Below are 13,105 nucleotides of genomic sequence, written 5' to 3'. Positions count from 1 at the left end.
AAATCTCATTTGAGTTATGAAAAAAAACGAAAAACTTAATAAATGGCTATGGAAATGGCATTTTATTGCCGGAATAATTTCTCTTCCCTTTATGATCATCCTCTCCATCACCGGAGGAATTTATCTATTTAAAGGAGATTATGAAGTCAATAAATATAAATCTATAAAAGAAGTAGTAGCCGAAGGAACCCCTATTTCTCTTCAGGAGCAATGGGAAATAGCTAATAAAAACGCAATGAAAAAACCAAACTCATTGGTACTTAGCACGAATGCAAATGAAGCTTCAGAATTTGTTTCGGGAAGATTTAGTGGTAAAAGTAGTTTGTATGTAAATCCGTATACCGGTACTGTATCGGGAGAAGTCATTACCCGTAAAACAGATATGTATAAGGTTAGAAAACTGCATGGCGAACTGCTCATGGGCGCATTTGGAACCAAAATTGTGGAGCTTATAGCAAGCTGGATGGTAGTTCTTATTCTTACAGGAATTTATATCTGGTGGCCCGCCCGTAAATGGAATCTGGCAGGTTTTTTTATCCCCCGAATTCGACAGGGAAAACGAACTTTTTATCGAGACCTTCATGCTATAACAGGGTTTTGGATTTCGGGATTGCTTTTTCTGATATTGGCCGGAGGATTTCCTTGGACCGATGTTGTGGGTGAAAACTTTAAACGCTTACAAAAAGTAACCAATACAGGTTTTCCCGCCTCCTGGGAAGGAAGACAGTTACAATCGATTCCAAACGGAAACCCTATGACCCTAGATCAAATAGCTATCAAGGCCGAAGCATTCAATCTACCTGGAACGGTTTCTATTCATTTCCCAAAGGGACCAAAAGGAGTTTTTAGTGTTTCTAATCAATACCCTAAGGATCTACATGCTCAAAAAAAAATACATCTAGATCAATACTCTGGAGAAGTAATACTATCAAACCATTGGAAAGATGTGGGTGTATTAATGCGTGGTAGAATGTGGGTAATGGCATTTCATCAAGGTGAATTTGGAAAATGGAACTGGTGGCTTATGCTATCTATAGCTATTTTATTGACTATAATGAGTGTATCTGCTTTGGTCTCATATGTCCTTAGAAAAAGAAAAGGATCATTGGGAATACCAAAAGTCCCCATGCACTTTAAAGTTGGATATGGAGTCTTACTACTCATTGCTATTCTGGGTATCCTATTTCCGTTATTTGGAATAAGCATAGTACTTTTACTCCTTGTAGAATATGTTAGGAAACTATTACGTAAAAAAGCTCGTCCTGTTTCATCTTTAAGTTAAAAAGCTACCACCAATGAAAAAACGAATACTACTAAGAATTACAAGAAAATGGCATAGATATTTAGGTTTTTTTCTAGGCATACAATTTTTGATGTGGACACTGGGAGGGCTTTATTTTAGTTGGACCAACATTGACAATATAAGAGGAGACAATTTAAAAAACAGCACTCCAAAAATACCTAGCAATCTATCCTTTGTAACACCAAACGTGTTTCTTAAGAACCATATTTCTAATAATGACAGTATACTTTCGTTAGAGCTTTCTACCATTTTAAAACAACCTATTTACAGAGTAGAATACGAGCATAAAGACCAAAAAAACGTTCTTCTTTTTGATGCGATTACTGGAGAAATCAGGAATCCTTTAAGTAAAGAAGAAGCTATTCTGGTAGCTCAAAAAAAGCTGAATGTAACAGCCAGTATAATCAACAAGGAATATATTACCACTGTTGGAAATCATCATGAATATCGAGGAAGACCGCTTCCCGCATATGCTATTACCTTTGATGCACCGGCAAACACAACCGTGTATGTGTCGACCGAATACGGAAATGTGCAAACGTTCAGAAATAATCAATGGCGAATCTTTGATTTCTTTTGGATGCTGCATACTATGGATTATCAAGAGCGTGATAATTTCAATAATATACTTTTAAGGGCATTTTCGTTATTCGGGCTTTTCACAATTTTCTCGGGCTTTTTACTATATGGGCTAACTTCAAAAACATTAAACAAAAGAAGAAAAAAACGTAGTACTGTTTTAAACAAATAAACTACATATAAAAACAAAACCAAATCAATTAATAATATCTTTGAAACATTTAAATCGAATCATTATGAAACTACATATTTTTTATACGCTTATCCTTTCAATATTAATTATATCCTGTAATCAATTATCTAAAGAAGAGCAGGAATTTGATGTATTAATGCAAGAAGTAATCGACGTGCATGATGAGGTTATGCCTAAAATGGGTGAAATGGGAACCTTAATTAACGAGCTAGGAGCCAAAATCGATACCACCGCCCAGGGCAAAACATATGCAAATGCACAACAAGATGTAAAAGATGCATACGACTACATGATGACCTGGATGAGTGATTTCAGTAGCACCTTCCCTCATTCTGAAAAGGATAAGAAACTAAGTAAAGAAGAGGTGTTATCCCAAATGAAATTACTTGAAAAAGAAGAGGTTAAAGTAAAAAAACTAAGAGACCAAATTAATACTAGCATCAAAAATGCTAAAGAGTTATTAGAAAAGTCCTGATAGCTTGGTATACTGTAATTTGTAAAAAAGTTTTACTTTAGCAGCTGCAACAAATCATTAATACCAATGAAATGATCCATAGCATTACCGTTGTAAGAACGATAATGCGATTTGGTGAATTCCATCTGACTATTAAGAATAATTAAAATAACAGATGAAAAAACAAATTTTATTTGCCACTGTCTTACTTATTTCCACTTTATCGGTAACCGCTCAAAAGAAAAAAGACCTTCTTGATGAAATTAATAAGCTAAGACAAGAACTAAAAACGACCAAGGCTGAACTAAACGATTCTCGCAAGAAGGAAAAAGCTACACTTACACAAGTGGCTACTATGGAAACACAGGTAAAAGACCTAAAAGAAACCAACGCTTCATTGTTGTCTAACATGAGTAATTTTACTGAGTTATCGAATCAAAAAGCTGAAAACCTTAAAAAGTCGCAAGACATTATCAAAGAAAAAGACAAACAACTTTTAACGATCGACAAAGCTCTTACCGGGAAAGATTCGACAAATCTGGCTGTTTTTAGCGCTTTTAAAAACGCACTAGGTGGTGACAACATAAAAATCAAAGGAGGGACAATATATATAATATTACCCAACACTACTCTTTTTGGAGATAATGACAAAAGTTTTAAAGTAAGTGATAAAGCAAAGCCAATGCTTTCAAAAATTGCTACAACACTTAATGCTAATTCTAAATTACATATTAAAGTTGAAGGAAATAGTAATGCCCTAAAACTTGATGGTAAAACTTTATTAGACAATTGGGATCTTAGTGCAAGACAGGCAGCTTCTGTAGTACGTATATTACAAAATGACTACAAAGTAGATCCTAAGAGAATGGAAGCTCTTGGAAAAAGTGAATATGCTACAGAAGGTATAGAAACTGCTACCCGTATTATTATTGATCCAAAATTTGATGAATTTTATGGGTTAATTAAAGATAGCATGAAAAGTGATTCTAAAGGCTAATTAGCCGGATCATTCTAGAATATAAAAAAATCCGATCATAAGTTGATCGGATTTTTTATTTAACCTCTTCGTTCTTTTTTATTTATTTTGTATATTTACGTAACTAGTTACGTAATTTATTTTATTATGAGTTTTTTTGATCAAGCGGGTATCATGGCAATAGGTACCAGATTACGAATGTTGAGTGAAAAAATGGCCGAAGATGCTTCAAAAATTTACGAAATGTATCATGTCGACATCAAACCAAAGTGGTTTCCAGTGTTTTATGTGTTATCTCAGTCTCAAGAAAAGTCGATCACCCAGATAGCTATAGAAATTGGTCACTCCCACCCTTCAGTGAGTAAGATATCAAAAGAGATGATAAAAGCAGGGATCGCTATTGAACAAAAAGACCCTAACGATGCCCGCAAAAACAACTTACAACTTTCTGAAAAAGGAAAACACATTGCTACGCTCATCGAAGAACAATACACTGATGTTCAAGAGGCCGTAGATCATATACTAAGAGAAAGCTCTAATAACATGTGGAAAGCCATTGAAGAGTTTGAATTCTTATTGAATCAAAAATCGATGTTACAACGGGTAAAAGAACAGAAAAAGCAACGTGAACTTAAAAAAGTACAGATTATACCTTATAGACCAGAACATCGTGACTTTTTTAAAAATGTAAATATCGCCTGGATTACTCAACATTTCAAGATGGAAAAATCTGATTATCTCGCTTTGGAAAACCCCGAAGAATATATACTCGATAAAGGAGGTAGCATTCTGGTTGCTTTATATGATCAAAAACCTGTCGGGGTATGTGCGCTAATAAAAATGGATCACCCTAAGTATGAATATGAACTGGCAAAAATGGCAGTTTCTTCAGAAGCTAAAGGAAAAGGTATTGGTTGGTATCTAGGCAAGGCTATTTTGGAAAAAGCGGCTGCAATGGGTGCCCGACATGTATATTTAGAAAGTAACACTGTTTTAAAACCGGCGATAAATTTATACCACAAACTAGGTTTCAAAAAGGTTATAGATTACCCTTCGCCCTATGAGCGGTGCAATATCCAGATGGGAATAGAATTAAATAGTAATTCATGAATTAAACTTAATAAAAGATTTAAATTTTCGGCGTAGATGATCATCGAATAAACCTCATAATGATTTGTTTAAATGTTTTCGATAACCGATTCTACGCCGATTAATTTAAGGTTGGAAGAGATACAAAACCAACTCCCAAATATTTTTCTTCTGACTTTAGTTCGCTTTCATAAAAGCCTATTAAAATTAAAAAAGTCTCACGAAATTTTCGTAACTTAATGAGGTTCAGTTTTTAAAACCTCTTCACCATGAAAACCATAGTATTAATTTTAATCGGAATGTGTTCTTTATTGACGATCAGTCAAAATAACAAAAAAACCGCAATTGAGCCGCATAACCTAGAAGGTGTTTGGGAATTACAAAATCAATACATGTATCAGGACAATCATATATCAGATACGCTTTCAAATCAAAATGGATATCGACAAGTTAAAATGTATAGCCAGGGTAAAGTCATGTGGACCAGATTTGATCCAAAAGACAATAACGAATGGTTTGGATATGGCACCTACACTATAAAAGACGGTGTTCTAGAAGAAAGACTTGAATATGCTTCTGGACCAATGATGAAAATATTAGACACCACCAAAGTTTTTAGATTTGAGATCTTGGTAGAAAAAGATTCATACCAACAAATAGATGTTGATGAAAATGGTCATTATTATCATTCTGAAAACTACAAACGTGTTCAAAAATAACTGGTACTTTTAGAATATAAAAATATATAATCTAATAGACCCCTCAGATCATTTTAGTATTGAAAGTGATCTTTGAGGGGTATCTCATAGTTTAAATTTGTAGATTCGCTACTTATAACATTTAAAAAAAATGTTTTTGATCAAATCGAGATTGACCTATCTCCTGCTATGAAAAAAAAGAAACAACCGTGGCCTACCAAAGATGCCATGGAGCAGATTTATGAAATGAAACTTTGGGGTGATTACCACTCTTCGTTTTATTCTGGATCAGGATCACACGATCCAAATATCGTTGATCCTTATATAGCGGCGGTAACTCAATTTCTAACTTCTTTTAAAACTCCCATAACCTTATGCGATCTAGGATGTGGAGATTTTAATATAGGACGGCAACTCCTATCACATACCCAAAAGTATATTGCTGTAGATATTGTGAATAGTCTTATCGCCCATAATCGAACACAATTTGAAGCAGACCATTTAGAGTTTTATTGTCTCGATATCGCTAAAGATAAATTACCCGATGGAGACTGCGCTTTGGTAAGGCAGGTTCTGCAGCATTTATCTAATCAGGAAGTAGCAGCTATACTAGAGAAACTAAACAAATACCGGTATATTGTTCTAACAGAACATCTACCAAATGGCAGTTTTATACCCAATAAAGATATTATTTCTGGACAAGGTATTCGATTAAAAAAACAAAGTGGTTTAGATATCCTAGCGCCTCCTTTCAATTTTAAAGTATTTGCAGAAAAACAACTACTTGCAACAATCCCCCAGGACCATAAAGGAGTCATTACCACCACACTCTATCAAGTTTGGTAAAATCCTAAAAAACATTAAACTACAGAAACTTATATATGTCTAATAGATTAATTCCTTTGGCATAATATGAACAAGTAACTTTTATTTTTATCTTGGGATTATATAGTTACTGGTAACTACATATTGAAGCCGAAAGTCATATAATATTAAAACCTCAAAATGAAAATTATACTTCTAACATTATTGACAATTTTATCAGCTTCTTGCAATTCCCAAGGAAAGAAGGCAAAAACTACCGAAATCGAAGATCAAACTAATCAAAATAACATTTCTCAAATTGGAGAATATGTTGTAGATACATTTCAAGATTCTAAAGGGAATCTTTGGTTTGGAACACTAGAAAAAGGAGTTGCTAAATATGACGGAAACAAGTTAACATATTTGACTATAAAAAACGGATTACCAAGTAACCGGATAACAAACATTATTGAAGATGATTTGGGAAACTTGTGGTTCGGAACAGGTTCCGGGGTATCGAAATTTGACGGAAAAGTATTTACCAACTATACAAAAAAAGATGGTCTTTGTAACAATGTAATTAGCTATTTATTTATTGACAGCAAAGGAGTTTTTTGGATTGGAACTTGGGGTGGAGTTTGCACGTTTGATGGAACGCATTTTAATAATTTTCCAATTCCTTACCCTAAAATAGAAACCAAAATTAATAAAGATACCAAAGATTGGATAACCTCAATTACAGAAGATTCAAAAGGAAATATTTGGTTTGGGAGAGATGGCTACGGAGCGAGTAAGTTTGATGGTAAATCATTTGTTCATTTCACTACAAAAGAGGGTTTGAGCTCAAATAATGTTCAGTCAATTGCGGATGACCAAGAAGGAAATATTTGGATTGGAACGAGAGTAGCAGAAAAAGACAATCTCGACACAAGTAAACGAATTGGCGAAGGTGGACTAAATAAGTACGATGGCAAACAATTTACTCATTTCCCAAATATTGATGGATTAAACAAAAGTGACGTTTTTGCGATTTACAAAGACAACTCAAACGATTTGTGGATTAGTTCAACAAATAACGGTGTATATAATTATACAAACGATGAATTCGTGAATTATAAAGTTCCTACATCAACTATGAGTTTTTTAAAAGACAACTCAGAAAATGTTTGGTTGGGCTGTGCAGGGGGACTTTACAAAATTGACAAAAATGGAGATGTAAAAAATGTAGGCACAAATGGACCTTGGAGATAAAAAAGACAAAAAATATCCCACGAGATACTTTTTGTCTTTTACTAATTCTTTGCAACAACTATATAGTTACTACAATTTTTCCTTTCTGAAGATTGGATTCCATGTACTTATGAGCCTCTACAATTTTATCAAAAGAAAACGTACTATCTATAATTGGCTTTAAAGAACCTGCGCTAAACTTTTTGAACAGATAGTCTTTTCCTCGAGAAAGTTTTTCTGAATCTTTAGTGATTTCAAAAAGGGTATATCCTCTAATATTAAGACCTTTTTGTAACGCTATAAATAATGGGTATGGAGTTGGTTCTAGAGCTAATGCCCCGTATTCTATTATAATTCCGTTTGTAGCTGTAATATTTGCAAGAGTTTCGATATAACTACCTCCAACAGGATCAAATACCATGTTTACTCCTTTCATTTCGGTAATTTCATTTACTCTATCCTCTAAATTTTCATCATTAGTTACTATTACATGGTCTGCTCCCGAATCGAGAAGAAATTGTTTCTTTTCTAAAGTTCTGGTAGTAGCAATGACTACTGCTCCTTCGGTCTTTGCAATTTGAATAGACGCCAAACCTACACTACTACTAGAAGCAGTAACTAATACAAAATCCTTTGACTTAGTTTTTGCCAGTTCAACAATTGCTCCATATGCCGTTAAATACGCCATCCATATAGATGTTCCTTCTTCTGGAGTTAAATTGTTCGGATATGTAGTAACAGCATGTTCAGGAACAGTAGCAAATTCGCCATAGACCCCATATTTTCCAATTGAAAAAGCAGGAATAGTACTTACTGTTTCTCCAACTTTAAATGAGGTGACATTTTCCCCAACGGCTTCAATAACTCCGCTTACCTCGTAGCCAATACGAGAAGGAAATACCGGAGATTCTAAATACTGACCTTCCCTAAACATAACCTCTGCGCGATTAAGTCCAATCGCATTTACTTTTATTGTGATTTCATCCTTTGTAGGACTGGGAATAGATACTTGTTCAATTTTTAACACATCTGCATTTCCAGTCGTATGAAAACGGACTATTTTGGCACTATTTGTAATCATAATTTCACCATTTTTTAAATTATTTCGTTACAAATTTATTTCAATAGTTTACTTTTGTCAAGTAGTCATATTTTTGTAATCTAGTCACTAAAAAGTTACTATTTCTGTAAAACAGCTAATTAAATCATGAAAAAAATAGAAGAAAATAAAAATCTTATCGATGAACTGCCTTGTGGAGTTAAAACAACGATGTCGGTTATCGGCGGAAAATGGAAAATCAGAATTATTTATGCACTCTATTTAAACATTAATCGCTTTGGGGTGATGCATCGACATATCAATAATATTAGTAAAAAAATGCTAACCGATAGCCTTAGAGAATTAGAAGCCGATGGGATTATTCATAGAAAAGTATATGCCGAAGTACCCCCTAGAGTTGAATACAGTTTAACAGAACTGGGAAAAAGCTTAAATAAAATAATAAATGAATTGAATGATTGGGGGTTAAAAAACAGACATGAACTTATAGATCAGGATAATATCAAAGAATAACACAATTCTCATACAACTACATTACATTTACACGAAACACTAGCCCGAAATTGATCAAAATGAGCTTTAATACAGAAAAATACCTTCAACGAATTAATTATTCTGGGAGTCTTGAACTAAATTTGAATACCTTAAAAGAACTTCAACGGCATCATCTTTTAAATGTACCATTTGAGAATTTAGACATTCACAATACTATCCCAATCGAACTATCTATTGATAGGATTTTTAATAAAGTGGTGAATCACAATCGAGGTGGATTTTGCTATGAATTGAATGGGTTATTTTATGAATTACTACATACAATTGGGTTTGATGCAAAAATAATTTCAGCACGAGTTTTTGACCAGGACAACGGCTACGGAAAAGAATATGACCACTTAGCAATACTTGTAAAAATTGATGGTTCCGAATACTTAACAGACGTTGGGTTTGGGGAATTTACATTTGAACCGTTAAGATTGCAATTTGAAACTATCCAAAAAGACAAAAGAGGGAATTACAAAATTGACAAATACGAAAATGGATATTTGCAGGTGAACAAAATTGAAAACGACAAGGAAACACCAGAATACATTTTTAAAACCCAAAAAAGAGAATTTAAGGAGTTTAAAGAGATGTGTAAGTATCATCAAACCAGTCCGAATTCTCATTTCACAAGGAAACGTCTAATTTCACTACCTACTGAAAATGGTCGAATAACAATTACGGGAAATACATTGAAAGTAAAAGAACTTGACTTGACAACAGAATTATTGTTGAAAAATGAAACGGAATTTAAACAGGAACTTTGGGCTAAATTCAAAGTAAAAATATAAAACCAGTGCTTAACAACACGCATAGCTTATTACGACTTAATTTCTTAGGTCGACAAGCTCAGTAAGGGTAACAGAATTCATTGTAATGTTTCCAACGGAGTATTACTCCTTACCCACTATTATTGTAGCGTTTTCAAATATATTAAACATCTAATGTTGCAGACGTTGTGGGAATAAGCATTTTTGACAACCTAATCGATTTCATAACAAAAGAATTCTTCACTACGCTATCGAATCTTCAAAAAGGATAGAACTTTTCATTAATAAGAAAAATACTAACTTTAATTAACAAATAATTACAAGGAGAAGACTGTACGTTTTTTAAAAAATTTCACTTAATTCGACCATAGTTTTAGCAATAAATTTTAGTAGAAATTCACAAATCCCTAATAGGATTAAGCAAATAAAAAAAGTAATATTAGAATATTGAAAGATCTTATATATGACTACAAATGAATTAATAACATTTTTTGAAAATGAACTAAATACTCTAATTACAGAATTAGAGCTCTACAAGAATGAAGAAAACATTTGGCGAATAGACAAAAACGTCTCCAATTCTGCAGGAAATTTGAGCCTGCATCTCATTGGCAACTTACATACCTATATTGGTAAGGAAATTGGAAAAACAGGCTATATAAGAAATAGAGAACTCGAATTTTCTCAAAAAAATGTTTCTAGAACTACCTTGATAGACGGTATACATGAAACTAAAGAAATGATAAAAAAATCGCTCCTTTCTATTTCTGATGATGAGTTGAGAAACAATTACCCAATATTAAAGTTTTCTAAAGCTGAAGCGAATGAATATTTACTGGTACATTTACTAAAACATTTGACTTACCACTTAGGCCAAATTAATTATCATAGACGACTATTGGATGAGTAAAAAAGTAGTACTAATAATATAGGATCAATAATTCATCATAAAACTGAATGTTCCTTAGAACAAGGGAAAACAATTAATGTATAGAATTGAGTTTGAATGAAAAATTATAAAATCATCAAGACAGAAAAACAGATTTCTCATCTTTTTCAAATTTTCTTTGATTATGTAAGGCATCTCGTTGAAATTCCAGAAAGTGATCAAGAACATTGCAAAGAAATATTTGAACCTGTTTTTGTAAAAAAAGGAACCATTCTTGAAAGTGAAGGAACCATTCATAAATATCATAATTTTATTGTTTCCGGGCATATGCGAAATTTTCATCACGACGAAAATGGAAACGAAGTAACTACAGATATCAATAGCGGCCCTCGTTTTTTTACTTCTTACTATCATTTTATAAATCAAAGCGTCTCAAATGAGAATTTACATTGTATAACAGATTGTGAGTTGCTTCGCATAAGTAAAAAAAATGTTGAAAAAGCTTCTCATATTGGTTTGACTTCTCAAGAATATACAGAAAAAGTACTTCATTTCTATCTACAATCAAGCAAACAAAGAATAATAGATTTAACCACATTAACAGGAAAAGAACGATATATTAAACTTATGAAAGCGCATCCTGCTATTGTAAAAAATGTCCCTTTGATTTATATAGCTTCTTACTTGGGATTAAACCCTGGAAGTTTAAGCAGAATTAGACAGGAGTTGTCATAATTCGATTTCTTCACAAATGTGAAGTGTAACGGTTTGGTAAAAATAGATATTTGTTCCAATACAATTAATCCTTATGAAATTACCTTATCTTATCAAATTTCTATTTCGGCCATCAGATAAATACAAAAGCATTTGGCCCTTAAAACTTTATGTTCTTAAGCTATTCTTTTTACTGATGTTCCTATTTGCAGCCAAAGATGCTTGGACAGAATTAATTACTCATGAAGGCGAATGGAATCCAGAAATTGCAGTTACATGGTGTGCAATCGCAGCATATACTACACTCTCTGGTTTAGGAATTGTTCATACACTTAGAATGTTACCGATAATGCTTTTTATGATTTTTTATAAGGGATTATGGCTAGTATTTGTAGCATATCCGTTATGGAAAAACGGAACTTTGGCTAGCAGCGAAGCCGAAGATTGGTCACAAATATTTATCTTAATTTTTATTCCAATTATTTTCATGCCATGGAAATATGTTTTCAAAACCTATGTATTGGGTAAAGATTGAATAATTGAATTAAAAATTGCGATTTATCATCAATAAAATTTGAAAAAAATGAAGTTTCAAATAGTAATACTTTTACTTCTTATATCTTATCGTTTTATAGCGCAAACAAAGGTTGAACATTTGACTATAGATTCAAAGCACATTAACGAAACCAGAACCCTCAATATAACTTTACCAAACCAATACGAAAAATCAACAAAGAAATACCCAATAATCTTGGTTTTAGATGATGGTTTATTGTTTAATACAACGAGCGCAGTTGTAAACCAATTAAGTAATACTTCACGCATGCCAGAGTCTATAGTGATATCTATAAGTCCTGGAGAAAAACATAGAAATTACTTTGCTCCTAATCTGTATAGTAACCATCGAAAAAGAAGGTATAATTATGGAGATCATCAAGAAGAATTTGTAAAATTCTTAGAGTTCGAACTATTACCCTTGATAGAAAAAAGGTATCGGATACATAGCTTCAAGACTTTCGTTGGTTTTTCCCCTTCATCAATAATTGGTTTACATACGTTATTACATAAGCCTAATTTATTTCAAGCCTACATCTGTTTTGCAGCTGGGAACATTATTGGAGATGGATATAAAAAAGATGAACGATTAATTGAAAATCTCGAAACGCTTTATAATAAACTCGAAACAAAACAAAGTTATTTATATATCGTATCTGGAGGTAAAGATGCAGAATCACAGTCTTTCATAAATACAAACGTTAAAGATTTCAATGAAAAACTAGCTAAGCTCAACAATGGTAGCATTTATACAAAAGCGGAAATAATAGAAGGTGAAGGGCATACTGACGTAATTTTACCAGGGTTAATTACTGCTTTTGATTTTATTTTCCCAAAAGAAAAATGGATAGTCGATTACATTGACTTAATTGAAAAAGAAGGACCCGCCAAAGACAATATTTTATCTTTTCATCAAAATCTATCTGATACTTACGGATTTGAAGTTTATCCAAACGCAGATAGGCTTTACAGTATGAGTTGTCTAAAAAATGTAGGTAGAAGGTTAATGCAAAGAAATAAAAGTAAGGAAGCCATAGAAATATTTAAATATTGGGTTGAGCTTTATCCCGCATCTCATTTGGCAAATTATTATTTAGGGTTAGCGTACGGAGAAAATAAAGAAAAAAATATGGCAAAGACGTATTTAGAAAAGGCCTACAAAATTGCACTATCCGAAAAAAGCAATACTACTAAGGTTTATAAAGAAACCATAGAAAAATTACAGGATTAAAAATCAATAAGTTATCACAA

The 13,105-nt window shown here is 32.8% G+C and carries 15 protein-coding genes; 14 read left to right on the top strand and 1 reads right to left on the bottom strand.

Annotation, left to right across the window (positions count from 1 at the left end):
- Positions 1-16: 16 nt before the first annotated feature.
- The 8 genes from M0D21_RS14790 to M0D21_RS14755 all read left to right on the top strand — a co-directional run bounded on the left by M0D21_RS14790 (position 17) and on the right by M0D21_RS14755 (position 7,347).
- Complete coding sequence (locus tag M0D21_RS14790; RefSeq protein ID WP_248330861.1) at positions 17-1,282, top strand: PepSY-associated TM helix domain-containing protein; 1,266 nt, start codon at positions 17-19, stop codon at positions 1,280-1,282.
- Positions 1,283-1,295: 13 nt separating this feature from the next.
- On the top strand, positions 1,296-2,054 hold the full coding sequence (locus tag M0D21_RS14785; RefSeq protein ID WP_248330859.1) for a PepSY domain-containing protein: 759 nt from the start codon (positions 1,296-1,298) through the stop codon (positions 2,052-2,054).
- Between the two features lie 64 nt (positions 2,055-2,118).
- Positions 2,119-2,550, top strand: coding sequence for a hypothetical protein (locus tag M0D21_RS14780; RefSeq protein ID WP_248330857.1), 432 nt, complete (start codon positions 2,119-2,121; stop codon positions 2,548-2,550).
- 154 nt (positions 2,551-2,704) lie between these two features.
- Positions 2,705-3,526, top strand: coding sequence for an OmpA family protein (locus tag M0D21_RS14775; protein ID WP_248330855.1), 822 nt, complete (start codon positions 2,705-2,707; stop codon positions 3,524-3,526).
- A gap of 126 nt (positions 3,527-3,652) precedes the next feature.
- The gene (locus M0D21_RS14770; protein WP_248330853.1) at positions 3,653-4,615 is read left to right on the top strand and encodes a bifunctional helix-turn-helix transcriptional regulator/GNAT family N-acetyltransferase; all 963 of its coding nucleotides are present in this window, start codon (positions 3,653-3,655) and stop codon (positions 4,613-4,615) included.
- A 248-nt stretch (positions 4,616-4,863) separates the two neighbouring features.
- Positions 4,864-5,313, top strand: coding sequence for a hypothetical protein (locus tag M0D21_RS14765; protein ID WP_248330851.1), 450 nt, complete (start codon positions 4,864-4,866; stop codon positions 5,311-5,313).
- Positions 5,314-5,481: 168 nt separating this feature from the next.
- Positions 5,482-6,138, top strand: coding sequence for a class I SAM-dependent methyltransferase (locus M0D21_RS14760; RefSeq protein ID WP_248330849.1), 657 nt, complete (start codon positions 5,482-5,484; stop codon positions 6,136-6,138).
- Positions 6,139-6,297: 159 nt separating this feature from the next.
- Entirely contained in the window at positions 6,298-7,347 is a 1,050-nt protein-coding gene (locus M0D21_RS14755; RefSeq protein ID WP_248330847.1) for a ligand-binding sensor domain-containing protein, read from the top strand.
- A 58-nt stretch (positions 7,348-7,405) separates the two neighbouring features.
- Here M0D21_RS14755 and M0D21_RS14750 read toward each other — a convergent pair whose 3' ends face one another.
- The gene (locus M0D21_RS14750) at positions 7,406-8,407 is read right to left on the bottom strand and encodes a zinc-dependent alcohol dehydrogenase family protein (protein ID WP_248330845.1); all 1,002 of its coding nucleotides are present in this window, start codon (positions 8,405-8,407) and stop codon (positions 7,406-7,408) included.
- A 126-nt stretch (positions 8,408-8,533) separates the two neighbouring features.
- Between M0D21_RS14750 and M0D21_RS14745 the strand changes: the two genes are divergently transcribed.
- The 6 genes from M0D21_RS14745 to M0D21_RS14720 all read left to right on the top strand — a co-directional run bounded on the left by M0D21_RS14745 (position 8,534) and on the right by M0D21_RS14720 (position 13,085).
- Positions 8,534-8,899, top strand: coding sequence for a winged helix-turn-helix transcriptional regulator (locus M0D21_RS14745; protein WP_248330843.1), 366 nt, complete (start codon positions 8,534-8,536; stop codon positions 8,897-8,899).
- Positions 8,900-8,958: 59 nt separating this feature from the next.
- Positions 8,959-9,717, top strand: a complete 759-nt coding sequence (locus M0D21_RS14740; RefSeq protein ID WP_248330841.1) for an arylamine N-acetyltransferase family protein — start codon at positions 8,959-8,961, stop codon at positions 9,715-9,717.
- Positions 9,718-10,159: 442 nt separating this feature from the next.
- A complete protein-coding gene (locus M0D21_RS14735) occupies positions 10,160-10,606 on the top strand; it encodes a DUF1572 family protein (RefSeq protein ID WP_248330839.1) in 447 nt (148 codons plus the stop codon).
- 96 nt (positions 10,607-10,702) lie between these two features.
- Complete coding sequence (locus tag M0D21_RS14730) at positions 10,703-11,320, top strand: Crp/Fnr family transcriptional regulator (RefSeq protein ID WP_248330837.1); 618 nt, start codon at positions 10,703-10,705, stop codon at positions 11,318-11,320.
- 73 nt (positions 11,321-11,393) lie between these two features.
- The gene (locus M0D21_RS14725) at positions 11,394-11,834 is read left to right on the top strand and encodes a hypothetical protein (protein WP_248330835.1); all 441 of its coding nucleotides are present in this window, start codon (positions 11,394-11,396) and stop codon (positions 11,832-11,834) included.
- A gap of 48 nt (positions 11,835-11,882) precedes the next feature.
- Positions 11,883-13,085: an alpha/beta hydrolase-fold protein gene (locus tag M0D21_RS14720; protein ID WP_248330833.1), complete on the top strand. Its 1,203-nt coding sequence runs from the start codon at positions 11,883-11,885 to the stop codon at positions 13,083-13,085.
- Positions 13,086-13,105 lie beyond the last annotated feature (20 nt).

It is taken from the genome of Aquimarina acroporae (genome assembly GCF_023195925.1).
Lineage (GTDB): Bacteria > Bacteroidota > Bacteroidia > Flavobacteriales > Flavobacteriaceae > Aquimarina > Aquimarina acroporae.
The sequence above is the reverse complement of the archived record's forward strand: the minus strand, read 5'-3'. Positions and strand labels throughout refer to the sequence as shown.

Coding starts and splice junctions, on each gene's coding strand:
- M0D21_RS14745 (WP_248330843.1), top strand. CDS start 8,534: ATGAAAAAAATAGAAGAAAATAAAAATCTTATCGATGAACTGCCTTGT.
- M0D21_RS14760 (WP_248330849.1), top strand. CDS start 5,482: ATGAAAAAAAAGAAACAACCGTGGCCTACCAAAGATGCCATGGAGCAG.
- M0D21_RS14780 (WP_248330857.1), top strand. CDS start 2,119: ATGAAACTACATATTTTTTATACGCTTATCCTTTCAATATTAATTATA.
- M0D21_RS14740 (WP_248330841.1), top strand. CDS start 8,959: ATGAGCTTTAATACAGAAAAATACCTTCAACGAATTAATTATTCTGGG.
- M0D21_RS14755 (WP_248330847.1), top strand. CDS start 6,298: ATGAAAATTATACTTCTAACATTATTGACAATTTTATCAGCTTCTTGC.
- M0D21_RS14720 (WP_248330833.1), top strand. CDS start 11,883: ATGAAGTTTCAAATAGTAATACTTTTACTTCTTATATCTTATCGTTTT.
- M0D21_RS14775 (WP_248330855.1), top strand. CDS start 2,705: ATGAAAAAACAAATTTTATTTGCCACTGTCTTACTTATTTCCACTTTA.
- M0D21_RS14725 (WP_248330835.1), top strand. CDS start 11,394: ATGAAATTACCTTATCTTATCAAATTTCTATTTCGGCCATCAGATAAA.
- M0D21_RS14790 (WP_248330861.1), top strand. CDS start 17: ATGAAAAAAAACGAAAAACTTAATAAATGGCTATGGAAATGGCATTTT.
- M0D21_RS14770 (WP_248330853.1), top strand. CDS start 3,653: ATGAGTTTTTTTGATCAAGCGGGTATCATGGCAATAGGTACCAGATTA.
- M0D21_RS14730 (WP_248330837.1), top strand. CDS start 10,703: ATGAAAAATTATAAAATCATCAAGACAGAAAAACAGATTTCTCATCTT.
- M0D21_RS14750 (WP_248330845.1), bottom strand. CDS start 8,407: ATGATTACAAATAGTGCCAAAATAGTCCGTTTTCATACGACTGGAAAT.
- M0D21_RS14785 (WP_248330859.1), top strand. CDS start 1,296: ATGAAAAAACGAATACTACTAAGAATTACAAGAAAATGGCATAGATAT.
- M0D21_RS14735 (WP_248330839.1), top strand. CDS start 10,160: ATGACTACAAATGAATTAATAACATTTTTTGAAAATGAACTAAATACT.
- M0D21_RS14765 (WP_248330851.1), top strand. CDS start 4,864: ATGAAAACCATAGTATTAATTTTAATCGGAATGTGTTCTTTATTGACG.